General features: G+C 52.7%; 22 protein-coding genes. 12 read left to right on the forward strand and 10 right to left on the reverse strand.

Going from position 1 to position 26,673, the window contains the following annotated elements:
• Positions 1 to 21: 21 nt before the first annotated feature.
• From codB to ADINL_RS16105, 3 genes are all read left to right on the forward strand, one after another.
• On the forward strand, positions 22 to 1,275 hold the full coding sequence (codB, locus tag ADINL_RS14460) for a cytosine permease (protein ID WP_036549628.1): 1,254 nt from the start codon (positions 22 to 24) through the stop codon (positions 1,273 to 1,275).
• A gap of 43 nt (positions 1,276 to 1,318) precedes the next feature.
• Positions 1,319 to 2,569, forward strand: coding sequence for a cytosine deaminase (gene codA / locus ADINL_RS14465; RefSeq protein WP_036549631.1), 1,251 nt, complete (start codon positions 1,319 to 1,321; stop codon positions 2,567 to 2,569).
• 160 nt (positions 2,570 to 2,729) lie between these two features.
• Positions 2,730 to 3,911 (forward strand): GGDEF domain-containing protein, encoded by a 1,182-nt coding sequence (locus ADINL_RS16105; protein ID WP_051632863.1) that lies wholly within the window; start codon positions 2,730 to 2,732, stop codon positions 3,909 to 3,911.
• 5 nt (positions 3,912 to 3,916) lie between these two features.
• Here ADINL_RS16105 and ADINL_RS14475 read toward each other — a convergent pair whose 3' ends face one another.
• Both ADINL_RS14475 and ADINL_RS14480 read right to left on the reverse strand, forming a co-directional pair.
• On the reverse strand, positions 3,917 to 5,872 hold the full coding sequence (locus tag ADINL_RS14475; RefSeq protein ID WP_036549634.1) for a methyl-accepting chemotaxis protein: 1,956 nt from the start codon (positions 5,870 to 5,872) through the stop codon (positions 3,917 to 3,919).
• A gap of 116 nt (positions 5,873 to 5,988) precedes the next feature.
• On the reverse strand, positions 5,989 to 6,597 hold the full coding sequence (locus ADINL_RS14480) for a LysE family translocator (protein WP_036549637.1): 609 nt from the start codon (positions 6,595 to 6,597) through the stop codon (positions 5,989 to 5,991).
• Between the two features lie 111 nt (positions 6,598 to 6,708).
• Between ADINL_RS14480 and ADINL_RS14485 the strand changes: the two genes are divergently transcribed.
• Entirely contained in the window at positions 6,709 to 7,680 is a 972-nt protein-coding gene (locus ADINL_RS14485; RefSeq protein ID WP_036549640.1) for a GlxA family transcriptional regulator, read from the forward strand.
• Here ADINL_RS14485 and ADINL_RS14490 read toward each other — a convergent pair.
• Positions 7,671 to 8,849: an MFS transporter gene (locus ADINL_RS14490; protein WP_036549643.1), complete on the reverse strand. Its 1,179-nt coding sequence runs from the start codon at positions 8,847 to 8,849 to the stop codon at positions 7,671 to 7,673. The genes ADINL_RS14485 and ADINL_RS14490 overlap by 10 nt on opposite strands.
• A gap of 75 nt (positions 8,850 to 8,924) precedes the next feature.
• On the opposite strand from ADINL_RS14490, the gene ADINL_RS14495 reads away from it, so the two are divergent.
• The 4 genes from ADINL_RS14495 to ADINL_RS14510 all read left to right on the forward strand — a co-directional run bounded on the left by ADINL_RS14495 (position 8,925) and on the right by ADINL_RS14510 (position 13,713).
• Positions 8,925 to 10,859, forward strand: a complete 1,935-nt coding sequence (locus tag ADINL_RS14495; protein ID WP_036549645.1) for a DNA topoisomerase III — start codon at positions 8,925 to 8,927, stop codon at positions 10,857 to 10,859.
• 248 nt (positions 10,860 to 11,107) lie between these two features.
• Positions 11,108 to 12,121, forward strand: coding sequence for a hypothetical protein (locus tag ADINL_RS14500; RefSeq protein ID WP_036549647.1), 1,014 nt, complete (start codon positions 11,108 to 11,110; stop codon positions 12,119 to 12,121).
• Positions 12,122 to 12,137: 16 nt separating this feature from the next.
• Positions 12,138 to 12,611: a type II toxin-antitoxin system death-on-curing family toxin gene (locus tag ADINL_RS14505; RefSeq protein WP_193364976.1), complete on the forward strand. Its 474-nt coding sequence runs from the start codon at positions 12,138 to 12,140 to the stop codon at positions 12,609 to 12,611.
• A 91-nt stretch (positions 12,612 to 12,702) separates the two neighbouring features.
• Positions 12,703 to 13,713 carry a sensor domain-containing diguanylate cyclase gene (locus ADINL_RS14510; RefSeq protein WP_036549649.1) on the forward strand — a complete coding sequence of 337 codons (1,011 nt, stop codon included), beginning with the start codon at positions 12,703 to 12,705 and terminating at the stop codon, positions 13,711 to 13,713.
• A 32-nt stretch (positions 13,714 to 13,745) separates the two neighbouring features.
• Here ADINL_RS14510 and ADINL_RS14515 read toward each other — a convergent pair whose 3' ends face one another.
• Positions 13,746 to 14,222 (reverse strand): peroxiredoxin, encoded by a 477-nt coding sequence (locus tag ADINL_RS14515; protein WP_036549651.1) that lies wholly within the window; start codon positions 14,220 to 14,222, stop codon positions 13,746 to 13,748.
• A 215-nt stretch (positions 14,223 to 14,437) separates the two neighbouring features.
• Here ADINL_RS14515 and ADINL_RS14520 point away from each other — a divergent pair, with 215 nt between their 5' ends.
• Positions 14,438 to 15,325, forward strand: a complete 888-nt coding sequence (locus tag ADINL_RS14520) for a DMT family transporter (RefSeq protein ID WP_036550249.1) — start codon at positions 14,438 to 14,440, stop codon at positions 15,323 to 15,325.
• A 7-nt stretch (positions 15,326 to 15,332) separates the two neighbouring features.
• On the opposite strand, the gene ggpS is transcribed toward ADINL_RS14520, so the two are convergent.
• Together ggpS and ADINL_RS14530 are read right to left on the reverse strand one after the other, a co-directional pair.
• Entirely contained in the window at positions 15,333 to 17,600 is a 2,268-nt protein-coding gene (gene ggpS, locus ADINL_RS14525; protein WP_036549653.1) for a glucosylglycerol-phosphate synthase, read from the reverse strand.
• Positions 17,584 to 18,867, reverse strand: coding sequence for an MFS transporter (locus tag ADINL_RS14530; RefSeq protein WP_036549655.1), 1,284 nt, complete (start codon positions 18,865 to 18,867; stop codon positions 17,584 to 17,586). The genes ggpS and ADINL_RS14530 overlap by 17 nt, the downstream gene beginning before the upstream one ends.
• A 157-nt stretch (positions 18,868 to 19,024) precedes the next feature.
• Here ADINL_RS14530 and ADINL_RS14535 point away from each other — a divergent pair, with 157 nt between their 5' ends.
• Entirely contained in the window at positions 19,025 to 19,777 is a 753-nt protein-coding gene (locus ADINL_RS14535) for an AraC family transcriptional regulator (RefSeq protein ID WP_036549657.1), read from the forward strand.
• Between the two features lie 68 nt (positions 19,778 to 19,845).
• The gene (gene yddG / locus ADINL_RS14540) at positions 19,846 to 20,733 is read left to right on the forward strand and encodes an aromatic amino acid exporter YddG (RefSeq protein ID WP_036549660.1); all 888 of its coding nucleotides are present in this window, start codon (positions 19,846 to 19,848) and stop codon (positions 20,731 to 20,733) included.
• 23 nt (positions 20,734 to 20,756) lie between these two features.
• Here the strand turns inward: yddG and ADINL_RS14545 are convergent, their stop codons facing one another.
• The 4 genes from ADINL_RS14545 to betI all read right to left on the reverse strand — a co-directional run bounded on the left by ADINL_RS14545 (position 20,757) and on the right by betI (position 25,918).
• Positions 20,757 to 21,974 carry a BCCT family transporter gene (locus tag ADINL_RS14545; protein WP_036549662.1) on the reverse strand — a complete coding sequence of 406 codons (1,218 nt, stop codon included), beginning with the start codon at positions 21,972 to 21,974 and terminating at the stop codon, positions 20,757 to 20,759.
• A 205-nt stretch (positions 21,975 to 22,179) separates the two neighbouring features.
• Complete coding sequence (gene betA / locus ADINL_RS14550; protein ID WP_036550262.1) at positions 22,180 to 23,856, reverse strand: choline dehydrogenase; 1,677 nt, start codon at positions 23,854 to 23,856, stop codon at positions 22,180 to 22,182.
• A gap of 2 nt (positions 23,857 to 23,858) precedes the next feature.
• The gene (betB, locus tag ADINL_RS14555; protein ID WP_036549665.1) at positions 23,859 to 25,322 is read right to left on the reverse strand and encodes a betaine-aldehyde dehydrogenase; all 1,464 of its coding nucleotides are present in this window, start codon (positions 25,320 to 25,322) and stop codon (positions 23,859 to 23,861) included.
• A gap of 11 nt (positions 25,323 to 25,333) precedes the next feature.
• On the reverse strand, positions 25,334 to 25,918 hold the full coding sequence (gene betI / locus ADINL_RS14560; RefSeq protein ID WP_036549667.1) for a transcriptional regulator BetI: 585 nt from the start codon (positions 25,916 to 25,918) through the stop codon (positions 25,334 to 25,336).
• A 167-nt stretch (positions 25,919 to 26,085) separates the two neighbouring features.
• Between betI and ADINL_RS14565 the strand changes: the two genes are divergently transcribed.
• Positions 26,086 to 26,649 (forward strand): DJ-1/PfpI family protein, encoded by a 564-nt coding sequence (locus ADINL_RS14565; RefSeq protein ID WP_036549670.1) that lies wholly within the window; start codon positions 26,086 to 26,088, stop codon positions 26,647 to 26,649.
• The last annotated feature ends 24 nt before the right edge of the window (positions 26,650 to 26,673 follow it).

The following is a 26,673-nucleotide window of genomic DNA, read 5'->3' on the forward strand; positions in this document are numbered from 1 at the left end:
ACTTAAACAGAGGATAGTGAAATGAAAGAAACGGATTATCCACTCAGTGAAGTCCCCGCCGGGGCACGTAAGGGGTTGCTGTCTACCTCCCTGGTATTGCTTGGCTTTACCTTTTTTACCGCCACCATGTGGGCGGGCGGATCCTTAGGTGCTGCATTCAGCTTTAACGAGCTCCTGCTGGTGATTTTGGTCGGCAACCTGTTGCTGGGCAGCTATGCAGCGGTACTGGCGTACATTGCCTGTAAAAGCGGCCTGAATTCGGTGTTAATGGGGCGTTTCTGCTTTGGTGAAAAGGGCAGCAAACTGTCCGACTTTGTGCTGGGTTTTACTCAGATAGGCTGGTATGCCTGGGGTACGGCAACGCTGTCGATTGTGCTGATTAAAACCACCGGGCTGCCAGAAAGCCTGGAAATCCCGTTGATGATCCTGTTCGGCTTTGCGTTTTGTGCCACCGCGATGGTGGGTTACAAGGGGCTGGACTGGTTGTCGCGCTTTGCGGTACCTGCCATGATGCTGTTTATTCTGATCAGCCTCTATAAAGGCTGGGTGGATATTGGCGGATGGGGCAGTCTGGCTGGGCAGTCCGGTAGTGGCAGTATGAGCTTTGCTGCTGCGGTAACAGTGATTATCGGTACTTTTGTCAGCGGCGGTACTCAGGCAACCAACTGGAGTCGTTTTGCCGCCAGTCCGAAAATGGCGGTACTGGCGACACTGGCCGCCTTCTTTGTCGGCAATGGCTTGATGGTGTTTACCGGTGCGCTGGGGGCACTGATTTATCAGCAGGCGGATATCGTTGATGTCATGCTGGCACAGGGCTTTGTGGTGCTGGCGGTGTTGATGCTGTTCCTGAATATCTGGACCACACAGGACAACACCATTTACAACTTTGCGGTGGCGGGCTGTAATCTGTTGCGTACCGACCGTCGACAGCTGGTAACAGTGAGTGGTGCGGCAATCGGGACGGTTCTGGCTGTTGGTGGCATGTATAACTTTCTGATTCCTTTCCTGATTCTCCTGGGCACTTTTATACCGCCGATTGGCGGGGTGATTATGGCGGACTTCTGGTTGCGTCATAAAGGGCAATATCCGTTACTCAGCAGTGTTACCTTGCCTGATTTTAACTGGCAGGGGCTGGCAGCCTATGCGATCGGTTCTGCCGCCGCCTATTTCTCCCCGGTCTTGCCTCCTGTGGTGGGTGTGCTGGCGGCAGCGCTCTGCTATGGTGTACTGCTGAAGTTACCGATGCCCGTCGCCGGCTACCGTTCGGCTGAATAAGTGTTGCTGCGGTATAAGTGTTCCTCTGGTGTGGAAAGAAATTATGGATATTGTCAACGCGCGTTTACGTCATTCAAACGAATACCATCGAGTACAGATTGAGGCTGGACGTTTCAGCCGTATTGAGGCTCAACCCGGGTTACTGCCGGTCAGTGATGGTCAGCTGGATGCGGGTGGTAATCTGCTCTGCGCGCCCTTTGTTGAGCCGCATATCCATCTGGATGCAGCCCTGACCGCAGGTGAACCGGACTGGAATCACAGTGGTACGCTGTTTGAAGGCATTGAGCGTTGGGGGCAGCGCAAGCCGATGCTGAGCGAAACGGATATTCGCCAGCGGGTGTTGCAGACACTGGAAATGCTGGTAGGGCGAGGGGTACAGCATGTGCGTACGCATGTTGATACCACCGATCCCAGTCTGTTGGGCTTGCATACCCTGTGTGCCCTGCGGGATGAACTGCGTGACCGCATCGATATCCAGGTGGTAGCCTTTCCGCAGGAGGGTATTCTATCCTTTCCACAGGGTGAAAAACTGCTGGAAACGGCAGTCGAAGCTGGCGCTGATGTGGTTGGGGGTATCCCGCACTTTGAGTATACCCGTGAGCTGGGTGAGGCGTCGGTCAAGTTTCTGGTGCAGCTGGCCTTGAAGTATGATCGGCTGATCGATGTGCATTGTGATGAGATCGATGACCCGGCATCACGGTTTCTGGAAGTGCTGGCGGCAGAAGCCCTGTTCAATGATATGGGTGAACGAGTCACCGCCAGTCACACAACAGCGATGCATTCCTATGACAATGCCTACTGTTCACGCCTGTTTCGCTTGTTGAAACGCTCTGGCATCAATTTTGTTTCCTGTCCTACTGAAAGTATTCATCTGCAGGGTCGTTTTGATACCTACCCCAAACGCAGAGGTGTCACCCGGGTCAAAGAGTTAAATGCGGCGGGTATTAATGTCTGTTTTGGTGAAGACTCCATCTTTGATCCCTGGTATTCGCTGGGTAACGGCAGTCTGTTGCGAACACTGGATTTTGGCCTGCATATCTGTCAGATGATGGGCTATGAGGATTTCCGGACGGCACTGGACTTTATCACCGACAACAGCGCACGGACGCTGAACCTGGGGAATGATTATGGTATTGCTGCAGGTAAGCCAGCCAGCTTTATTCTGTTACAGGGCGGTGATGACTACGCGGTGCTGCGTCAGCAGGGTGAAGTGTTGCTGTCAGTGCGCAAGGGCAAGGTGATTATGCAACGCCAGCCTTCAACGCTGCTGACGCCGCCTTTGTTTCATGTGTGAAAAGATCCAGAAACCTGTCAGGTTTCGGTCTTTTGATCCGCACGAGTGCTTTGCTTAATAAAACAGGGTGCTTATACTCTCTGTATAGCTCCCAAGGCTCCGAGTTCTCCCGAGAATAATAATAGTCGATGCATGCTCTTGGGAGGCACAGGAGGATGTCGTGAACCCATGGTCTGCAATCAGTCGGCTTCGAGCCTCAAGCTCGTCGCGACATTTCTTTGCGCTGTTGGGTGGTTGCAGCCTGGTAGCCGGTCTGGTTTTTATCGGTATGGATCTGCTGGGGCATTATTGGGTCTTGCGTCGTCCTGATCTTGCCATTCCGATCAGCCTGTTCAAGGGTGTGGGTTTTGTCTGCATAACCATTTTGCTGCTGTACTGGGTGTTACGTCCCTGGAAAAAGGATCTTCAGGCCAGCCAGCTTCGAGACAGTCATCAGCGTCAGCAGCTGCGTGAACTCGATCAGTTTCGTGAACTTGTTATCGATAACGCCATGGTCTGGATCAACGTACTTGATCCGCAGTGGCGCATTACCCTGTGGAACAAGGCCGCAGAACAAATCAGTGGCTATCGCCGGGATGAAGTACTGGACAACCCTGCAATCTGGGAATGGCTTTACCCCGATCCTGACTATCGGGCCTCCATCGGTGCCAAGGTCACCGAAATTCTTGAACACGACACCATGGTTGAGGGCTTCGAGACCCGCATTCGCTGCAAACAGGGCGAAGAGAAAATTATTGCCTGGAATTCCCGTCGCTTTTTTGGTGAAGATGGCACTCTGATGGGGTCCATTGCGATTGGCCAGGATATTACCGCACGCAAGCTGGCCGAGATGGAACTGGAACGCCTGGCGACCCACGATTCCCTGACCGGCTTGTATAATCGCCACGAGTTGATGCGCCGCATGCAGGACGATGTTGCCCGGGCAGAACGTTTTCAGCACCCCCTGTGCCTGTTGTTAATCGATATCGATCATTTCAAGCAGATTAATGATCGCTTTGGCCATCAGGCCGGAGACAGAGTACTAAATCGTTTTGGGGCCTTGCTGAAGGAAGCAACACGTCACGTCGATTATGCCGGACGTTATGGAGGTGAAGAGCTGGTGATCGTATTGCCCGAGACTGATTTACAGGAAGGGTTTGAGATTGCCGAACGTTTGCGTAACCGCATAGAATCTGAGCGCTGGTCGCAAGCAGGCAGTGATATCGGCACGATTACTATCAGCATCGGCGTGGTTGCCTACCCGGATCTGGACGGCGGTGTGGATGAACTGTTTCTGGCCGCCGATCTTGCACTTTATCGGGCAAAAAACGGCGGCCGTAATCAGGTATGTATTGCGGCCTGAAACGCTCAGGTTTTGAATGCTTTGACGAGACTGTCCAGTTGACTGGACAGCTCTGCCAGAGATGACGAGGTTTCTCTGACATGCTCTGACATCTCGTTAACTTGTTGAGCATCGCTGTTTACTTCTGCGATATGACGATTAATTTCCTCGGCTACCTGATGTTGCTCTTCCGCAGCGGCTGCGATTTGTGTATTCATATCACGAATCATGTCAACTGAGGTTCTGACACGGTCAAAGCTTTCACTGACTGCCTGAATACTGGCAACAGTCTTTTCGGTTGCGTGCTTGCTGGCCGACATGCGCTGACTCACAAGACTGGTACGCGTATTGAGTTTGCTCAGCAACAGGTTGATCTCTTCGGTAGACTGAGCTGTTCTTTGTGCGAGTCCCCGCACTTCGTCTGCGACAACTGCGAACCCTCTGCCATGATCACCTGCCCGTGCCGCTTCTATCGCCGCGTTGAGAGCCAGCAAATTGGTCTGTTCTGCTACACCGCGTATAGTATCCAGTATCAGGTTGATATTTCTGGAGTCTTCCTCTAACTGTTCAATTGCACTGACTGAATCTTCTATCTCGGCACTGAGCCGGTCCACTTCAGTAACGGCCATATTGATACTGGCCTGGCCGCCCTGTGCTTCGTGGTAACCCGCATCTGCGGCTTGTGCCGCATGACTGCATGATTTGGCCACCTCATTTGCTGTTGCCACCATTTCATGAAATGCAGTCGAAACCATATCAACAGAATGGCCCTGGCGTCCGGCTGTCTCTGTCATGTTGTTCGACAGCGATGTCGATTGCGAGGAGGACTGCTTTAAGGCTTCGGCACTTTGTGTTATTTGCGAGACCAGATTACGGATCGTTTTCAGAAAGTGATTAAACCAGGTCGCCAGTTCCGCCAACTCATCCTTGCCTTTGACCGGTAACTCTCTTGTCAGATCGCCCTCACCCTGTGCAATTTCCTTGAGACTGGCAGAGACTGATCTGATAGGGCGTACAATCACATCGGCAGTGAATTTACCGATCAAAGAGAAGAGCAGTACCATAGCCAGTACGACGAGTGACAGAAAGCCTATCATGCGTTGAGCAGGCGCCATGACTTCGTCGTACTCAATCAACCCTATATAACGCCATCCCAGACCGGGTGATTCATAGATGGCCACCATATAGTCTTTTCCGGATAGACTGACGCGTTGTCGTCCTCCTGTCATATTGGATAACAGGCGGTACTCTGATGAGAGTTCCTGGATGTTTTTGAAGTTGTGCTCCGGGTTTGCGGCATCGACCAGAATATTACCACTGGCTTCAAGGAGCATCAGATAACCGGTTTCGCCCAGCCGGATATCTCTGACCATGGCGGTCAGCTGGCCCAGTGAAACATCCAGGCCCAGTGCGCCACCGGTTCGTCCAAGCTGATTGGCCGTGCTCATGACGGTGCTGACAATGACCGCATCGTCTGGCTCCCAGTAGTAGGCTGATGTTCTGACGGGGGCGTCTGGCTGTGCCATTGCCGCCTGATACCATGGGCGCTGACGAGGGTCATAGCGTGCTGATACGCTACCGAGTGGCCACTGCACATAGGCACCATTTGCTGTACCCATATAGATATATGCCAGGCCGGGATGCGTCGTGGCAAAGTGATCGAACAGCTCAAACACCTCCTGTTCGATACCGCCAGCCTGATCAGGGGTCATCACCACTTCAGCGCTGGTCAGATAATCGGAAACACTGGCATCAACCTGCTTGACCAATGGGTGACTGGCAAGAAAGTGAACACTCTTATCGATGGCATCAAAGTACACCTGCATCGCATTGTCGATCTGACGGATTTCACGTGTGGTACTGGATTGAAACGTCTCTTCAGCCTGTTGTCGTAAATGGGTGATCAGTACAGCTGAAATAATCAGGATAGGTAGAATTGCCAGCGCAATGAATGCCAGAATCAATTTTGTTCTTATGTTCACTGGCGATGTCCTCTAGACCTGATACTGTTAATCTCAGATTAGAGCATTATTTGCAGAATTGAAGGTTGCAGGAGCGACATTAACGCAAAAAGTTACGACTCCTGCCCGGTTGAAAATCAGCTGCTCAGAGGTAATCCCGCACCTATTGCCACAAAGAGACCGCCACAGACCCGATTGAACCCTTTACCGCAGCGTCCCAGCCAGTTGGAAACACTGTTGGCAAAGCCGGCGATCAACAGCTCGGCAAGGCATTCCACCAATACAAAGGTCAGCATCATGACCAGGAACTGTAACCACAGATCACGACCAGGATCGATGAACTGAGGTAAAAACGCGGCAAAAAACAGAATGACTTTCGGGTTTGAGAGTGCTGCAAGGAAACCCTGACGTGCCATGTTCCAGCCACAGACCTGGTCTACTGTGACGCCAGGTTGTCCCGGTGCTGGTGAGCGCCAGACCTGAATTCCCAGCCAGACCAGATACAACCCGCCCAGAATTTTCATCACCAGCAGCAGATTTTCAGCGAGTGTCAGTACCGAAGCAATACCAAACATGGACAAGGCGATGACACAGGCAAAGCCTGCAGCACCACCGGCAATGGTTCTAAGAGTGCTGACCGGTCCATGGATCGCACCGTGCGTCAGTGCCAGCAGACTGTTCGGACCAGGTGTCAATGACAACCCCAGCGTCGCCAAAAAATAAATTAACCAGGTTTCCAGTGCCATCACAATTCCTAAGCAGAAAACAGTAAATAGGGTGCACAGTATGCAGGCGACAAATACACAATTATCTGTAAAAATTAGACATATAAATGTTTATTTTGGACAAATTTTACGATGTCTCAAGCAGATGCTGGTTTTCTGTTATTACCGCTGCCGGGTTTTGCATTACTGCCATTTGGCGGGTTTCTCGATAAATTACGTTTTTCATCCGATGACGAGGATCTGAGTCAGCAGCGGGATTGCCGGTGGCAAATACTGGGCAATGAAGCGGGTGCCAGAGTGGCCGCCAGTTGTGGCGTCGAGATACATACACCGGTCAGTGCGACAGAGGTTGACTGGAGCCGTTATCAGTATCTGGTGATATTTGGGGCACGGGAAGCCGGTCAGAGTGCTGCGATGGCAGCTGAGTATCGCACCCTATTACGTCGTGCTGTACAGCAGGGGTTAAGTCTTGTCAGTATTGATAATGCCTGTTTTTTGCTCGCTGAGGCCGGGCTATTGAAGGGCTACCGCGTCGCCGTGCATTGGCGACACGCTCAGGAGTTCACGACCCGCTTCCCGGATATCGACATGCGTTGTGATCAGCTCTATCTGCTGGATGGCCAGCGGATCAGTTGTGCCGGTGGTAGTGCGGCTATTGACCTGGCAACGGAATTACTGAGCCGGCATTGTGGTCGACAAAAAGCCCTTAAAGGGCTGGCTGATATGCTGGTAGATGAAACACGTGAGACTCATCACCGTCTGAAGTCTTTGCAAGCCGTGCCGCATACTGACCGTCATATCAACCGTGCTTTGGCATTGATGCGGCAGTATTTGGGGCAGCCGATGACGGTGAATCAGTTGGCCAGTCAAGTCGGTATCGGCCGGCGACAGCTTGACCGGCTGTTTATGCAGCACTTCAATCAGACCGCAAGGGCATATTGGCAAGAGATACGACTGAAGCATATAGCCTGGCGCTTGCGTCATAGCCATCATGCACTGTCTCACTTGGCTGAAGAAGTGGGTATGTCAGATGTCAGCCATCTCTGCAAAGCCTTTAAACACCACTTTGGCCAGACGCCCAGACAATACCGTTGTCAGTTCTGAAGTGCTGCCGCGTTTCGGCGCGTACTGAAAGCAACCAGCAGCATGGCGACCCCGATAGCTGGCAGCATCAACAGGTTAAGCATTTCCCAACCCAGCAGGCTCTGCCAGTAGCCAGCCAGCAGACTGCCGATGGCAGCACTGCCAAACACTAAAAAGTCATTGATACCCTGAACCTTGGCTTTTTCTGCCGGGCGGTAGGTATGAGTCAACAGCGACGTGGCCCCGATAAAGGTGAAGTTCCAGCCGATACCCAGTGCAACCAATGCGGTCCAGAAGTGCCAGTAACCGGTGCCCAGCTGATTGAGCAGGACACACAGGATCAGTAGCAGACAACCCGTCTGAATAACCTTGGCTTCCGAATAGCGTGAGATCAGACGACCGGTAAAGAAGGAGGGTGCAAACATTCCCAGAACATGCCACTGAATGACGCTGGCGGTGCTGCTGAAACCGAAACCACAGCCTTGCATGGCCAGTGGGGTCGCTGTCATGATCAGGACCATCACGGCATAGCCGATTACTCCTGCGGTAATTGCCGCAATCAGCTGGGGTTGGCGAAATAGCTCAGCATAGGGTCTGACTTCCCCGTGCAGTTCAGCGCGGGTTGGTTTTTTCAGCGGGATTAAGGCAATCAAGCCTGTGGTCAGCAGATAGAGACCGATCAGCACCGCAAAGGCGCCCAGATACTGGGTGGCCGGGAAGAGCTTTTCACCCCAGATAGCCAGGTTTGGACCGAGGATGGCAGCAATCACACCACCTGCCATGACCAGACTGATTGCTCGCGGGTGCAGCGCAGGAGGACAGCCTTCAATCGCTGCGAAGCGGTATTGCTGCCCCACGCCGATTGCCATGCCCAATAGAAACGTGCTCAGGCAAAAGAGTGTAAAATCTCCGGCAGCCAAGGCAAAATAGGCCAGGATAGCGCCTGATACACCGATCAGATTGCCGATCAAAAAGCCGGTTTTGCGTCCCAGCCAGCGCATCAGGTGTGCTGCTGGCAAGGTGACACCCATCAGTCCGAGAAACTGCAGCGCAACCGGCAGGGTAATCAGACTGAGACTGGGTGCAATTTGTTGTCCTATCAGTGCAGTGACAGATACCAGGAGAATATTACCGGATACCAGCAGTGCCTGTCCCAAGGCCAGCCCCCAGACGGTAACAGGAAGACGCATGAGCAAAAATCCTTCTGAATGCTTACGAAACAGCGAATATAACAGGCTGTACCGGAAAAATCTGGATACGCTGCCGTGGTAAAGCTATTTATTGCTGAAAAACCCTCCCTGGGGCGTGCGCTGGCCGATGCCTTGCCTGGTCCTAAACAGCGGGAGGATGGCTATATTCGCTGTGGTGCCGACATCTGGGTCAGTTGGTGTATAGGGCATCTGCTTGAGCAAGCTGAACCGGATAGCTATGACCCTGCCTATAAACAATGGCGCCTTGAACACTTGCCGATTCTGCCATCAACCTGGCAGCTACAACCCAAAAGCACGACACGCAAACAGCTGACCCTGCTGCGCAAACTGATCAAACAGGCTGACAGCCTGGTGCATGTGGGTGACCCGGACCGCGAAGGGCAGCTGTTGGTTGATGAAGTGATTAACTACAGTGGCGTGAATCAGGCAAAACGTGAAGCCACATTGCGCTGTCTGATCAATGACATGAATCCAGATGCCATCCGCAAAGCACTGCAGGGGCTGCGACAAAACAGTGAATTTATTCCCCTGGCAACCTCGGCACTGGCACGAACCCGCGCGGACTGGCTTTATGGCATCAATATGACACGGCTGTGTACGCTGCTGGGACAAGCTGCAGGCTACAACGGGGTATTGTCGATTGGCCGGGTACAGACACCGGTGTTGGGTCTGGTTGTGCACCGTGATCAGGAAATCGAACATTTTGTCTCCAGGCCCTTCTATGAGGTGTTTGTAACGCTGCAGACGACGGCAGGTGAGTCATTCATTGCCAAGTGGAAACCAAGTGCTGCCTGTGAACCTTACATGGATGAAGAGGGCCGTGTGTTGTCACGCAGACTTGCGGAGGTTGTTCTGGAGAAGGTGAAGGGGAAAAACGGTAGCGTCAAAGCGGTGAAACGTGACAAGAAAAAACAGCCCGCTCCCTTGCCGTACAATTTATCGGCTCTCCAGATCGATGCCTCAAAACGTTTCAATCTGAACGCGCAGAAAACGCTGGATATCTGCCAGCAACTGTATGAGCGCCACAAACTGATCACCTACCCGCGCTCAGATTGTCGCTATCTGCCCAATGGGCATTATGCTGAACGTCAGGCGGTGACTCAGGCGATTGCCAAAACGGTTTCGGGTCTTTCTGAGGCTGTCGGCCAGGCAGATCTTGGCCTGAAGAGCAAGGCATGGAACGACTCCAAAGTGTCTGCACACCACGCCATTATTCCAACGTCCAGGTCAATGCCGGCTGAGCGTCTGTCGCAGGATGAGCAGAATATCTACGAACTGGTTGCCCGTCAGTACCTGATGCAGTTCTACCCGCCCTTTGAATATGCAGAGCATCAGATTGATAGTGAAGTGGAAGGCGGCTTGTTCATTGCCCGGCAGAAGTCAGTTCTGGCTGACGGCTGGAAAGCACTGCTGCCGCCCCAGAAAAGCACCAGGCAAGATGCCGAATTCTCGTCAGTGGTACTGCCGAATGTGAAGACGGGTGACCTGGTTAACTGCATTGATGGCCGACTGGACGAGAAGCAGACCAGTCCGCCGAAACACTTCACGGATGCAACCCTGCTGGCTGCGATGACAGGGATTGCACGGTTTGTATCAGATCCGGAGATCAAAAAGGTTCTCAGAGATACCGATGGGCTTGGAACAGAAGCCACCCGTGCCGGAATCATCGAGTTGTTGTTCAAACGTCAGTTTCTGACCAGGAAAGGCAAGGAGATCCATTCAACCGACATAGGGCGGTTGCTGGTAAATAGCTTGCCGGAACGCATGGTCGTTCCCGACATGACCGCTCACTGGGAATCGCAGCTTGGTGCGATCAGTGAAAAACAGATGCGCTATGGTGAGTTTATGCAACCATTAACGCAAGGGCTGGGTGAGCTGATCAGTGAGGTCAGGCGTCAGGACTTCAGAGGATTGAAGGGGATGGGTAAGAAGGTGGTACGCAAAAGAAGAAAGCCGCCTGCTAAACGAACTGTAGCGAGAACAAACTGAAAATTATTATGCAAAATATATGTGAAATTGAATGAATTTGATAAGTTTCCGTTGAAAGTATATGTCAGCTATTTAAATTTCCAATCGGTGATGTTAAACAAACACAGTAATAGTCAGGGAATGATGTGAAGTTTAACGAAGACTTGGTGCATGCTTTCTTTAAACTGTTAAGTGACCATTCAATATAAATATGAACAGCCCATTGACTGTCAATTCATCCACTCAATCAAAAACTGAGGAACTCCAGGATGGCGAAAGACCTTACTGAATCGTCACACGATCGCCAGAACATCCTCAACAACCGCTACGCCCTGCAACAGGCTGAACAGCATTTGGGCTTGGGTGGTGTGATGTTTGAAGGGGAATCCGTATTCACCAAAGCACAAGTGATGGCTATGTATGACGTTGCAGATCGTACTATTGAGCGCTATTTGGTCAGTCACAGAGAAGAGCTGAAAAACAACGGCTACCAACTTCTTAGGGGAAATAAACTAAGAAAATTCAAAGAATTAGTATATGGTGCCGACATCGATGACGGTACCAAAACTAGTGTGTTAGGGGTGTTTAGTTTTCGTGCAGTACTCAACATCGGTATGTTACTGACCGAAAGTGAACCCGCGCGCCTGCTGCGCTCCCGTTTGCTCGATATTGTACTGGATGTCATGGCCGAAAGGGCGGGTGGGCATACCAGATTCATCAATCAACGTGATGAAAACTATCTGGTCAGTGCACTACAGGAAGAAAATTACCGCCGCCAGTTCACCGATGCTCTGGATAACTATGTGGAAGGTAATCATTGGAAGTATGCCCGATTTACCAACTTGATTTACCAAAGCATTTTCCATGAAAACGCCACGGAATATAAAAAGGTGTTGAATCTTGCTGCTAAAGCCAATATCCGCGAAACACTGTATGCCGAAGTGTTGAACCTGATTGCCAGTTATGAATCGGGGATCGCCCATGAGCTTGAGCAAGCCAGCACGATACAAGGGCGCAAGCTCACACAAAAAGAAGCCGAAAACCTGTTTGCCAGTTTTGAAAAGCATCCGCTGTTCAAACCGCTCATTCTGGATGTGCGAACCAAAATGGCCAGTCGTGATTTATGCTTCCGCGATGCTTTGCACGAGAAGTTGGAGGCTTATATACAATCTGTACCGGAAGCAGATTTTGAAAGGTTCCTGGGTGAAAAGAGCCGCTCCTTGGAAGAGCAGCTGAGTGACCCGGAAACACTGGCAGTACTCAAGCGCCTGAAAGATCGCTAGCCAAAGGATCGCATTAATGAATGACCCTACAGGAACATGCATCCGGTTTTTCTATTTTGATGTAGCGCACGCGGTCAGTGTTCACGACTGGATCATCGAGCATTCTGGCGGATTGTCGGGTATCAAGGATATTGGCCAGTTGGCAAGCCCCTTAGAGCATATCCAAAACGACTGGTACTATTCGGAGATGGAAGACAAGCTGACTCACCTAGTGTTTTCTATCAATAAAAATCATGCTTTCAACGATGGTAACAAGCGTTCATCACTGGCGTTGGGAGCCTACTTCCTCGAACTTAATGGCTTTGATTATGTGGTAAAGCGATTCGTCAAGGAGATGGAAAACATTGCCGTCTGGGTCGCTGATAACGTTATCGACAAGGATTTACTTCATCGGATCATTTGTTCAGTAATTTACGAAGATGAATATTCTGAGTCGATCAAACTGGCTATAGTCGAAGCTGTTGAAGTGGCCGAGCAATTGAATCGGTAAGAGTAATCACTGGCTTGGGCACAAAGCTCAGTTGCAGGAGTGGTAATCAACTGCTTTAATCAAAGGACCCTTCTCCAGATTTGGCCGTAGTATGAAGACCGAAGAGATCCTGTATCGACTGGACGATATTATGAGCGACAGTGCTGATCTGGAGTCATTGATCAGGCCACTGTTGCAATTGATTGAAGAGTTCACTGGCCTGGAATCGGTATATTTTACTTCGATTGATTTTCATCAAAACATACAATCCGTTGTGTTTGCCCGTAACATGGGTGATATGCAGATTACTGAAGGCCTGTCGGTTCCCTGGGAAGATACGCTGTGCAAGCGTTCTTTTGAAGAAACCCGCACTTATGTCAGCCAGGTGTCAGAGCATTGGGGAGACTCTGAGGCGGCTCAAGCGCTGGGTATCGAAACCTATATCAGTGAACCGGTGCGTCGGCTGGACCATGAAATTTTTGGCACCCTGTGTGGTGCCAGTGCTTCCCGACGGGAGGTGGATGATCAGTCAATACTGTTTTTACGACTCTTTGCACAGATCATTTCCCAGCAGCTTGCCAGAGAAGAGTTGATCACACAGCTGCGTCAGCTGAATGCCGAGTACAGCCGGTTGGCGATGCTGGATTCACTCACCGGAGTGCCCAATCGACGTGCTTTAATTGATGAGCTCAAACGTATGTTGGCACGTGCTCAACGTGAGGGCAGTGCTGTACATGTCGGGTTTATAGATCTGGATAATTTTAAGCAGATCAATGATGTGTATGGGCATGATGCCGGTGATCTGTTTTTGATTCAGATGGCCGAACAACTGAAAACCGGTCTGCGTGGCAGTGATGTGCTGGCACGTTATGGGGGCGATGAATTTGTGGCTTTGTCCATGGCCAATTCAGCCGGGGACTCTGCCGCTCAAGCCGGCTTTGCTGAGCGTCTCTCTCAACTGACACAAGGCATGTTTGAGCTGGGTGCTGTCACTCTGGAGTACGCAGGTGCCAGTGTCGGGGTTGTGACCTCAGCACATGATGAGTTTCATCCGGAAGCGCTGATTGCCAGAGCAGACGCTGCCATGTATGCGGTCAAGCAACAGCGCCGTCTGGTAGAGTGATCGACAGTACCGATCACGGATAAGCCGCTTTCCTAGAGTGCTGCCAGCAGTGTTTCTGCGCTGGTTTTATCGACACCTTTGACATCGATATTCAGCAGTTCGATCTTGCCATCCTGAAGGATCATGGCATAACGCTGGCTGCGCAACCCGAGTCCTGCTGCAGACAGATCCTGAACCAGTCCCACCGCATTGGCCAGTTCACCCAGGCCGTCGGCCAGCATGATGATTTCATCGGCGTTCTGGGCTTTTCCCCAGGCTCCCATCACAAAGGCATCGTTAACCGATGTACAGATAATATGGTCAACACCCTTGGCCTTGATTTCATCAGCGTGGACCACAAAGCCGGGCAGGTGGGTATTGGAACAGCCGGGTGTAAAGGCACCAGGAACTGCGAAGAGGACTACTTTTTTGCCCTGGACCAGGCTGTCGGTGGTGACTTTTTCGGGACCATTTTCACCCATCACTGTCAGGGTGAGTGAAGGAAAGGTATCCCCAACTTGTAGGCTCATGCATCTTCTCCTATGAACGATTGGTAGTGATCAGTATCGTCGCCTTTTGCGGTTTTAGCAATAACAGAGAAATTTACTCGGATATAGCTCCAGGCCGTTGACCTTGTATCAGATATGGCGGAAGATGAAAGCCTTCCTGGGTTTTTTAGATGTCTCTGCCACAGCCTGTCTGTGTGCGGAGCCTGTGCCGTTTTGACGACGGCTTCGGAGACATGATGTCCATACCGGTTGCCTATCTCGCTGTGGTGTTGATCTGGTCCACCACACCCCTCACGATTGCCTGGAGCAGCGAAACCATCGATCCGGTGCTGGCGGGCTGGTTGCGTATGGGTATTGCTGCCTTTCTTGGATTATTGCTGCTGGCAGTGCTGCGTATCCGTCTGCCGTTGAGTGCCAGAGCTCAACTGGCCTATGCCTACGCGTCGCTCGGTGTTTTCGGTGCCATGTGCTGTACCTATATCGCTTCACGCTACGTACCTTCAGGGCTGATTTCGATTATTTTTGGCCTGGCCCCGATTCTGTCAGCCATTTTTGGACTGGTGTTGTTGCATGAGCCTGCATTGCGGCCCTATCGCTGGGTGGCCAGCGCATTGGCATTTTTGGGTTTGGGCGTGATTTTTACCGATGACGTGGTACTGGGACAGGACAGTCTTCCCGGTGTGTTATTGCTCTTGCTGGCTGCGGTACTGTTCAGTTTGAGTGGGGTGCTGGTCAAGCGTACCGGTGCCCAGGTGCATCCATTGGCACATACGGTGGGCGCACTCCTCTGGTCCTTGCCGGGCTTTGGCGTGACCTGGTGGTTGATGGGGGCAGCGCCTCTGGTCATTGACCCCGGAAGTCGTGCCTTTTGGTCAGTGTTGTATCTGGCAATTTTTGGCTCGCTGGTCGGCTTTGTCAGTTATTTTCATGTATTGCGCCATCTGCCAGCCAGTACGGTCGCGCTGGTGACACTTATTACGCCAGTTTTTGCCCTGATGCTGGGGCATCTGCTCAATGCTGAACCGCTCACGGCCAGTCTGTGGAAAGGCTGCCTGCTGGTTGTTGGCGGGCTGGCACTGTTTTTCTGGGGACATAAAATCCCTGTGCGTCGTTCAGTAGAATGAATCAGTATCAGGCCGCTCCGCGGGTATCCTCTGGCAGAATGTCTTCTACTGTTGCCTTGACGGCCTCCAGGAATTCGGTGCCCCAGCGACCTATATCGTTATGACAGACGATCTGATACATCTCTTTCAGGCGTGCTTCACGTTCGGCCTGTCCCAGTGTCAGGCCAATGTAGAGAGTATCTCTCAGGTCATGCGGGTCATGCGGATTGGTTAACAAGGCGCCATGCAGCTCAGCCGCCGCACCGGTAAATTCAGACAGTACCAGTACTCCCTGACCATGACACAGCCCCTGTGTTGCAATGTACTCCTTGGCGACCAGGTTCAGACCGTCTCTCAAGGGGGTGATCCACATCACATCGGCCATCAGATAGTAGGCGATCAGATCCTTGAATGGAAAGGCGCGGTAGAAGAACTGTACGGGTGTCCAGCCTACTCGGGAGAAGCGACCGTTAATGCGTCCAACAGCCTGTTCAATCTGTCCGAGCAACTCATCATAGATAGTCATCTCGCGTGCTGCCGGAACACAGATGGTCAATAGCGAGACTTTGCCGATCAGTTCCGGATGCGCATCAAGCAGGGACTCAAAAGCCAGCAGTTTGGCCAGCGTCCCCTTGGTGTAATCCAGTCGCTCAACAGACAGCACGACACGGACCTGACGCAGTTGCTGGCGCAGTGTTTCCATCAGTGCCTGACAATCCGGGGCTTGTACCAGTTGTTCAATACGGCTGACATCCAGCCCAACAGGATGCGCTCCCAAGCCGATCTTCCGGTCATGTACGCGGATGGCTGTCGTCATGCGGTCAAGCCCGACAGCACAGCCGTAAGTCAGGAAACGAGGGGCACAGCTGCTGGTTTCCAGTACTTCCAGTGGTGCAACACCGCGTGCAACATCGACAAAGTTTTCTGCCTGCCGCGGAATATGAAAGCCGATATAGTCACATTGCAGCAGGCTACCAATAATATCGCGTCGCCAGGGCAATACGTTAAAGACATCTGCTGAAGGAAAGTAGGTGTGGTGAAAGAAGGCGATGGTCAGATCCGGGCGTAGTGGACGCAGGTAAGCTGGCACCATCCACAGGTTGTAGTCATGCAGCCAGATGATTGCCCCTTCGGCGGCCTCAGCAGCGGTGCGTTCGGCAAACAGGCGGTTGACCTTGAGGAAGGTTACCCAGTCTTCTTCACGAAATATGGCGCGTTCCCAAAAGGTGTGCAGCGTTGGCCAGAAGGCTTCCTTGGAAAAGCGCTTGTAGAAGGTATCCACATCCTCTTTGCTAAGGGCTACTCGTGCAGCTACCAGATTCGGATACAGCTGCCGATCAACATCGGTATGCACCTCAAATGTATGTCCCTTGCGAGGTTCATGGATCGACCAGGCAACCCAGGAACCGGTTTCGCCACGGGCAAAAAAGCTCAGAAGTGTGGGCAAAATACCATTCGGTGATGACGGCGGGCGGCGGACCCACTGCCCGGATTCCTGCACCTCTTCGTAAGGCAGCCGATGGTAGACCATGACCAGTTCGGCTTTACCCTTGATGTTCAGGTCCGGGAGTTCATGGTCCACACCCAGTGGACCGAGAAAGCCGAAATGTACAACTGCTTCCAGGATACCTCCACAACCACTCAACCGGGCATGTAATACACTGGCTCTGTCCGCTGTAGCCTCCAATAACGCGGGCTCAGATTCTCCGACACAGACACCCTTGAATCCCTGCTCATACATGGAGAGGTCATTCAGTGTGTCGCCCGCGACCAATACGTCATCTGGCGAGAGCTGCAGTTGCTGGACCAGACGTTTCAGTGTTGAGCCTTTATTGACGCCACGTGGCAAACAATCCAGATACATGCCAGCAGAAAACAGCAAATCACAGCCGAGATCATCCAGTGTTTGCCGGAGAGCGTCGGTGACTGCACCTGGCTCACAGAAGTACGAGCAGCGACGCTGTTGAGGGACTTCCTGGCGCTCCAGGCCAGGAAAGTGCTGCAGGGCATCCAGGATGGGTAGTTCGCCAGGCCAGGCCGCATCAATTTCACTCTGCACCGGATAGACGGGTTGCAGGGTGTTCCCATCAACCACGGTCGCCCCGACATCACAGATAATGTAAGCCGGTCTGGGAATCGCCGGATCTGACAGCAGGGGGACAACGACCTCCAGGCCCCGACCGGTGACAAAGACCAGCTGGATACCCTGATGTGCGGTGATCAGTTGGTAGAGGCGCTGGCGGTTTTCCGGATCGCCAGCGAGAAAGGTTCCATCCAGATCAGTTGCCAGAATCATGGTCATTACTCCTGAAAGTTGAGTCTGTATCCGTTTCGGGGGAGGGCGTTTGGTCGTCCAGCATCATTTCAAGCACCACCGGTGAGGTGCGCACCATGGGTACATAATGGGCCGATGCTTCGACGATGGTATCGCGCTGACGACGTGCCTGCAGGTGGCTGTAGACAGCGCAAAGGCAAAACATCACGCTGAAATAGACCGGCAGGGCCTGAGGGCTGGTGTGGTTCATCAGCCAGCCTGCGGTCGCCGGTCCCAGGGCAGCCCCGACACCATGCAGCATTAGCAACGCGGCATTGCCGGACAGGATTTCGTCCTGATGCAAGTGGTCTATCAGATGGGCAATAACGGCCGGGTAGACGGCAAATGCGCCCGCGCCAAAGACGGCTGCACCGAGCAAAAACCATTGTCCATAGGGTCCCAGAGCCAGCATTAACGCACCTCCAAGGGCTGCCAGCATGGCAATAATGGCCAGCGCACGGCGGCGGTCAATATGGTCGGACAAATAACCCATCGGCCATTGGCAAAGTGCACCTGAGAGAATCACCAGTGAAATAAACAGGGCAATTTCTGTCGGAGATAAGCCGATTCGACCGGCATACACAGCCCCCAGTCCCCAAAAGCCTCCCATCGCCAGACCTGAGAGCAGGGCACCGGCACAGGCTACCGGCGCCGCTTGCCATAAGCGTGTGAGTGACAGAGAGGGCGTATCATTGATGCTGGGCTGTACCAAACGTGTCGCCGCAACGGGCATGAGCCCCAGAATAATCAGAATCGCTGCGATGGCAAACAGGGTGAAGGTCATCGGGCTGTCGATTCGCAGCAGTTGCTGAGCCAGTGCCAATGCGCCAAGGTTGATTGCCATATAGACGGCAAATACTCGTGCCCTGCGTTCCGGGGGAGCCTGGGTATTGAGCCAGCTTTCAATCACGGTATAGATACCGACCAGAGCTGTACCGGTAATGATGCGCAGTACAAACCAGATGACAGGATCAATAATCAGTACGTGCAATAAGACACAGGTTGCGGTGGCGGCTGCAAAAAAGGCGAAAGCACGGATATGCCCCATGCGACGAATGAGTCTGGGACATAGCCAGGTACCCAGAATGAAGCCGATAAAATAGGCAGAGCCCAGCAGGCCGAGTGTTTGATCACTGAAGCCCTCGGCACTGCCTCGAAGTGCGAGTAAGGTGTTGAGTAGACCGATGCCAAGCAGTAACAGTGCAATACCGCAGAGCAATGCGCCGATAGGCAGTAAAATCGAGATCATGCTTAGACCCTACCCCAATTTAACAAGCGTTTCCAGTCAAGAAGAAATATTTCTCTTTGGGAATTGCGCTGTGGGCCGTGTATCCGGGGTGATTCTCCTGGTGGATTGGGCTGGTATATACTGCTGCTTTAATGTCACTTTCGCAGGCGTCGGTCAGATGCATTCAGCTTCACCTTCGCTGGCATTGCGTTCCTACTCCCAGGAGGTTGCCAGTCACAGTCACGATTACCATCAGCTGGTTTTGCCGGTGGATGGTGAGCTGTGCCTGAGTGTCGAGCGCAGAGAGGGCGCGGTGACGGCGCAGCAGGCGGCCATTATTCCTGCGGGTGCAGATCATGGCTTTTATGCGCCGGTTGCAAATCGCTTTCTGGTGGCTGATGTGCCGACAGAGATGGCTCCCTTGCTGGAGCGTTTGCCGGTTTTTGTACAGCTTGATGCGGCCCTCAGCCACTATATCCAGTTTTTGTTTCAGCAGCTGCATGGTCTTGATAGCCGTGCTGCGGGCAGCATTGAACAGCAGATGCTCGGGTTGCTGCTGCAGTTGTTGCAGCAACGCTATCAGCCTGAAATTCAGCGGAAGCAGGACCGGCGTATTGAGCTGTTGCAGGCCTATTTAGATGCGTATATCGATCGCCCGGTGACCTTGCCGCAAATGGCGAATGTCGTGCATTTGAGTGTTCGCCAGCTCAATGCGCTGTTTCAGCAGCAACTGGGGATGTCACCACAGCAGTATCTGCTGCAGTTACGCATGCAGCGTGCCCGGCAGTTGCTGGAAACGACAACCTTGCAGGTTCAGGCTGTTGCTGATCAGGTCGGCTATACCAATCTGGCGGCCTTCAGTGACCGTTTCCGGCGCCATTTTGGCCAATCTCCCCGCTATTACCGCCAATCCACCAAACAACACTGCTGATCCGGCAAAGACGTTGCAGTTGACACAGCCTAGACTGTGTCTTTTCTGTAATGGGATAGCCTCTGAATATGACCCGTATGCACAGTGCCACGCTGATTGGCTCGATTTCAATTTTCCTTTGGGGAACCCTGGCACTACTGACCCGTATGACCGGGGGAGCGATCCCGGAGTTTCAGATGATGGCGATGACCTTTGCCATTGCCTTTGTGCTGATGTTGATTCGCTGGCGCAGACAGAAGTGCTCGGGCCTGGTGTATTTACGTCAGCCAGTTGCAGCCTGGGTCATCGGTGTCGCAGGACTGTTTGGCTATCATTTCGTCTACTTCAAGGCGATGACGCTGGCACCAGCTGTAGAGGTCAGTTTGTTGGCCTATTTATGGCCTCTGCTGATTGTGTTGTTAAGTGCGCTGTTGCCGGGAGAGCGGCTGCGAGGGGTACACCTTATCGGTGCCAGTCTGGCGTTACTGGGTTGCTGGATCTTGATTGGTCAGAATCACCAGGGGTTCCAGTCCGAGTACCTGCCCGGTTATCTGCTGGCCTTACTGTGCGCTCTGATCTGGTCCAGCTATTCGGTTCTGAATCGACTGGTCAAGGCGGTGCCGACCGATGCGGTAGGCTGGTTCTGCGCGTTGACAGCATTTCTGGCGCTGCTATGTCATCTGCTCTGGGAAGAAACCGTTTGGCCTCAGGGTTGGGGTCAATGGATCGGAGTCATTGGCCTGGGGTTAGGGCCTGTGGGTATTGCTTTTTTTACCTGGGATCATGGTGTCAAGCACGGTAACCTGCAACTGCTGGGAACCCTGGCCTACAGTGCGCCCCTGATCTCGGTGGTACTGTTAATTCTGGCGGGTGAGGCGGATGCCAGCCTGGCACTGTTCTATGCCAGTCTTGCCATCGTCGGTGGATCTTTGATTGCCGGAAAACGGCCTAAAAACAGTGCGCTGAAACGCCCGTAACACGGGCGCTCAGCGTGCCTGGCTTAATTGGCCAGTTCAATACGCTTATAGTCGAGCGTGTTCTCTTCCGGAGAGCCTTCTATGGCAAACACCTCCTGACGTTTGAACAGCAGAATATAGGCAAAGCAGGCAAAATAGATCGCGATAACCAGCGCGCCAACCCACTGGATACGCAGAAAATCCAGCTGGAACAGCGCTGTCAGGCCACACATAGCAATAAAGTTGCCGATGTAATAGCGCGATTTTCCAATATGCCGTGCAGTCAGCTTCAGATTTTCGGTATACAGACGAATCAGAGAGTCCAGCGAATTGATCACCATCAGGATGCCGACAGAGATCATTGCCAGATTGATCCAGCTGCTGATCGAGAGATCCTCAGCGTGATAGTGATACAGTACGGTGAACCAGGTACCGATAGCGACTGAAGGGAAAATCAGCATCGCCAGCATCAATTGCCAGGTTTTCAGGCCACTGACAAAACGTGCAGTAAACTGACCGATCATAATGCTCCAGGAGAACCACCAGAACAGGTAAAACTCATGGTAATCATTCAGCGGCAGCATAAACTGATGCAGATTGGCGAAGTAGTCTCCGATCAGTGCGGCAGTGGCCAGAAAGTCACCCGGACTGCCGGTCTCGCTGAGAAAGGCACCGCTCCACATCATGCCGATCAGGGCGATGAACAGTGCTGAGGATCCCAGGCTGAGAATACGCACATATTTAAGCTGGCTGCTGGAGTATACAGCTGCGGCGATTGATACCAGAACGATCAGATAAAAGGTGGGGATGACACTTTCACCATCACCCAGTTTCGGCAGATACCAGGGCAGGTTGACCAGCAATAGGAAAGCAGTGAAGGCGCAGGTACCAATGATGACCGCATTGTTGATCCATTTCACCAGAGGCCGTTCAAAAAAGCCGACTTTGGGTTCAATGATGCAGAAATAAAAGCAGGTCAGAAAATAAAATCCCCAGATCAGGAAGCCCCAAAACCCGAACTCTATGGCGAGCGGATTCGCAAAACCGTATTCAGGGCTTTCTGCCAGATCGGCATAGCCTGCAAATTCGGTCAGCGGAAACATGATCAGACCAACATCCAGACCGGATGTGAACAGGATGGCGATAAAGGTCAGGGTGGAGACGGGGGTTACGCCGATACATCGGACATTCCACCAGCGAAACAGCACGACCACAATGGCCGCGAAGGTGAACAGCATTCCGAGAGATAACCAGAGAGTCATGCGCGCCTCCGGTACAAACGGTCTATCAATTTACGAAACAGCATGGGTGTTCCTCCTCTAGGGCAACAAGTGCATTTTCGAATCGGACACAAACCACCGCGTGTTCACGGCTCAGAGTTTAACGGTCAATCCGCCGGTTACAGGCGGATGATCGTTAAAGTCTGATGGTTTGCACTGAGTGCAGCCAGCAACAACCGTTTTTGGTTTAGCGTTGTGCTGTGCCAGGTCGCTGGCGTTCCTGCCAGCCGGATACCATCGAAACAGGTGCGTCCGAAGGTGCCAGGGGATCCTTGCCCTGAATCAGGTCGGCGGCGCGTTCAGCCACCATAATTGTCGGTGCATTCAGATTGCCATTGGGAATGGTGGGGAAAATCGAAGAATCCACCACACGCAGTCCCTGAATGCCATGGACACGGGTTTCCGGGTCCACAACGGCCATGGCATCCACGCCCATTTTGCAGGAGCAGGAGGGATGGTAGGCGCTTTCAACTGCCCGGCGGACAAAGGCATCGATCTGCTCATCACTCTGGACATCCAGACCTGGCTGAATCTCATCGCCCCGATAGGCATCCATGGCTGGCTGATTGATAATCTCGCGTGTCAGGCGTACACAGGCACGGAAGCCTTCACGATCGGCTTCATGTTGCAGGTAATTAAACTGTATTTCGGGTGGCTGGTGCGGATTGGCAGAGGTAACCCGAACATGGCCACGGCTGCGTGGCTTGTTGTGCCCGATATGCAGCTGAAAACCATCGCCATCAAAGGCTTCCTTGCCATCGTAGCGCATTGCGGCTGGCAGGAAGTGATATTGCAGATCTGGCCACTCTACGCCGGGCTTGGAGCGGATAAATCCGCAGGATTCAAAATGATTGGTGGCACCCAGGCCGTCTTTGAACAGAATCCAGCGTGTACCGATCAGAAAGCGACTCCAGAGCCCCAGTTTACGATTCAGCGATACCGGTTTCAGGCAGCGAAACTGAAAGTAAAACTCCAGATGATCCTGCAGGTTTTCACCGACACCTGGCAAGGCATGCAGTGTTTCAATACCCGCCGCCTTGAGTACGTCAGGATTACCGATACCGGAGAGCTGTAACAGGTGCGGTGAGCCGATAGACCCTGCCGACAGGATCACCTCCCGGTTAACCCGGGCAGTTTGCAACGTTCCCTGATGTTCAAACAGAACGCCGACGGCGGTTTTGTTTTCAAGCACCACCCGGTGAACGCGGGCATGGGTGATAACCTTGAGATTGCCACGTTGCAGAGCCGGGCGCAGGTAGGCATTGGCTGTCGACCAGCGGCGACCTTTATGCACCGTCATGTGCATGGGGCCAAAGCCTTCCTGCTGGGCAGCGTTGTAATCATCGGTTTTCAGATAACCGGCCTGTACACCTGCCTCAATAAATGCACGGTAGAGCGGATTCTGCATCTGGTTGCCATTATTGACGCCCAGAGGGCCCTGATCACCGCGATAGGCGTTACCGCCAAATGCCCAGCTCTCAGCCTTGCGGAAGTAGGGCAGACAGTGTTGATAACTCCAGCCTGTCGCGCCTTCACTTTGCCATTCATCAAAATCACGGGCATGGCCGCGAACGTACACCATGCCATTGATCGATGACGAGCCGCCCAGAACCTTGCCACGAGGACAATGCATGCGGCGGTTATCCAGATAGGGCTCGGGCTGGGTTTCGTACTGCCAGGCATATTTCTCTGTATTCATCGGAATCGACAGGGCCGTTGGCATCTGAATAAAAATGCTGCGGTCACTGCCACCGGTTTCCAGCAGCAGGACACTGTGCTTGCCATCCTCGGTCAGTCGATTGGCCAGTACACAGCCCGCAGAGCCGGCACCAACGATGATGTAATCATAGGTGTTCTCTGGAATACTCAAAATGGACTCTCCAGGTCGGTCATGCCGACATATACAGCTTTGAGTTGAGTGTAATGGTCCAGTGTGACACGACCATTTTCACGACCTATACCCGAGAGCTTATAGCCGCCGACCGGCATTTCAGCGGGCGATGCGCCGTAACTGTTGATCCAGCAGATACCGGCCTGCAACTGGTGGATGACGCGATGTGCTCGGCGAATGTCCCGGGTAAAGACACCGGCAGCCAATCCTGTGTCGGTTCTGTTGGCGCGGGCAATAACCTCGTCTTCGTCGGTGAAGGTCAGTACAGACATGACCGGGCCAAAAATCTCTTCCCGGCAGATAGTCATCTCATCCTGGCAGTCACTGAAAATAGTGGGTTCTACAAAAAAACCACCCGGGGCTGATGCCGGACTGGCGGCCTGACCACCTTGCAACAAAGTAGCCCCTTCCTCCACACCCAGACGAATATAGTCGAGTACTTTTTCACGATGTTTGGCCGAAATCAGGGCACCAAAATTGGTGTCCGGCAGCATGGGATCGCCCAGTTTGATATTGTCACGCGTACGCGCTAACAGGCGTTGTAAAAAGGCTGTTTTCAGGGATTCATGGATAAAAACCCGGGTACCGTTGGTACAGATCTCGCCCTGAGTATAAAAGTTACCCAGCATGGCGGCAGAAACAGCGTTCTCCAGGTCGGCATCTTCGAAAATAATCAACGGTGACTTGCCACCCAGCTCCATGGTGACTTCTTTCAAGGAACTGGCGGCAGCTGCCATGACTTTCTGTCCGGTACCGACTTCACCGGTAAAGGAGACTTTGGCAATCCGGGGATGATGGGTTAACCAGGCGCCAACCCGGCCATCACCCTGAACGACATTGAATACGCCGTCTGGCAGTCCGGCTTCAGTAAAGATTTCGGCCAGTTTCAGAGCGCCCAGAGGTGTTTCTTCAGACGGTTTGAAAATCATGCTGTTACCGCACGCCAATGCCGGTGCTGATTTCCAGCAGGCAATCTGCAGCGGATAGTTCCAGGCACCAATCCCGGCACAAATGCCCAGCGGTTCGCGACGGGTGTAGTAGAAATCACCACCGAGGTCTTGCTGGTTACCCTCAATGGAAGCTGCCAGACCTGCAAAAAATTCAATTGAATCCGCACCGGTCACAACATCTACAGCGACCGCTTCCTGCCAGGGCTTACCCGTATCCTGTACCTCTATAGCCGCCAGCGCATCATTGCGCTCCCGAAGCAGCGCGACGGCCTTCATCAAGATACGCCCTCGCTGCATGCCACTCATGGCAGACCAGGTGGCAAACCCTTGCTGTGCGCTGTCGATGGCCGCCTGCTGAATGCTTTCATCGGCGACTTCCATCTCATAGATCACTTCACCTGTCCCGGGATTGATCACCGGAAAGGTTTCACCGCTCTGATTGGCCAGCGGGCGACCGTGTACATAGTTCTGATAACGAGGCAGTGACATCTGAGACTCCTTTAATGAGCTAACAGGCTGAGTGCAAAGGTTTTGCAGAGCGTTTCACCCGTGGCAAAATTTTCTTCCGGGTCCGCGCTCAGGGCGCTGCGAAGCCAGAAGCCATCAATCATCGCGGCTGTCTGGCGAGCTGCGTCCTGTGCTTGCTCGCGGTTCATGGACTGCATGAAGGCGTAGCGCAGATTGCTGCACAGGCGTGCATTGTTAATTTGTTGCAGGCGCTTTAATCCCGGCTCGTGCATGGATCGTGCCCAGAAGCTTAACCAGGTTCTGGCAGCCAGTTCGGAACGCTGAAACTCGGTGAAGTTGGCTTCGATAATGCAATGAATACGCGCGATGGGAGAGCCATCGGTTTGCTGGATTTTTTCCACATATGCGCGCCCCAGGCGTTCCAGCAAATGACGCAATGCCGCTTCGATCAACCCCTGTTTACCACCGAAATAATGACTGATGATGCCAGATGACAACCCGGCCCGTTGGCTGATGGTAATGATGGTGGTTTTTTGCAAACCCAGCTCCGCAATCGATGCCAGTGCGGCATCAATCAGCTGCTGTTTACGGGTTTCCTGAACACCGACAATAGGCATATTTTTCCTTGATTGAACGTTCAATTAATAAAAATACTACTGAATTCCAGTCAAGGCTTCAACCCTGCAAAAAACAGGTAAAAGGGATGGGTAGTATTCCGGTAATACCCCTGAGGTTTTCAGCTGTGCCATGATCGACTTGGGTAATAACGATAAGGAGGCCCAGCATGAGCAAGAAAATATTGATGATTACCGGCGATTTCACTGAAGACTATGAAACCATGGTGCCATTTCAGGCATTGCAGGCGTTTGGGCATCAGGTCCATGCAGTGTGCCCCGATAAAAAAGCCGGTGACAGTATCGCTACAGCGATTCACGATTTTGAAGGTGATCAGACCTACAGTGAAAAACCCGGTCATCGCTTTACCCTGAATGCCAGTTTCAGCGAAATTCAGGCCAGCGATTATGATGCCCTGGTGATTCCAGGCGGCCGTGCACCGGAATATTTGCGCCTCAATCCAGAGGTTATCAGCAAGGTTCAGCACTTTTTTGAAGCGGGCAAGCCGGTTGCAGCTATCTGTCATGGTGCGCAATTGCTTGCAGCTGCTAAAGTGTTAACAGGCAGACGCTGTTCTGCGTATCCGGCCTGCAGTCCTGAAGTGGAAGCCTGTGGCGGTGAATATGCCGATATTCCGGTTGATGCAGCGGTGACTGATGGCAATCTGGTGACTGCACCGGCCTGGCCAGCACATCCTGATTGGCTGGCGCAGTTCCAGAAACTGTTGCAGTAAGCGGGTATTGAAGAGGAGAGGGGG

The organism is Nitrincola lacisaponensis, from assembly GCF_000691225.1.
Taxonomy (GTDB): domain Bacteria; phylum Pseudomonadota; class Gammaproteobacteria; order Pseudomonadales; family Balneatricaceae; genus Nitrincola; species Nitrincola lacisaponensis.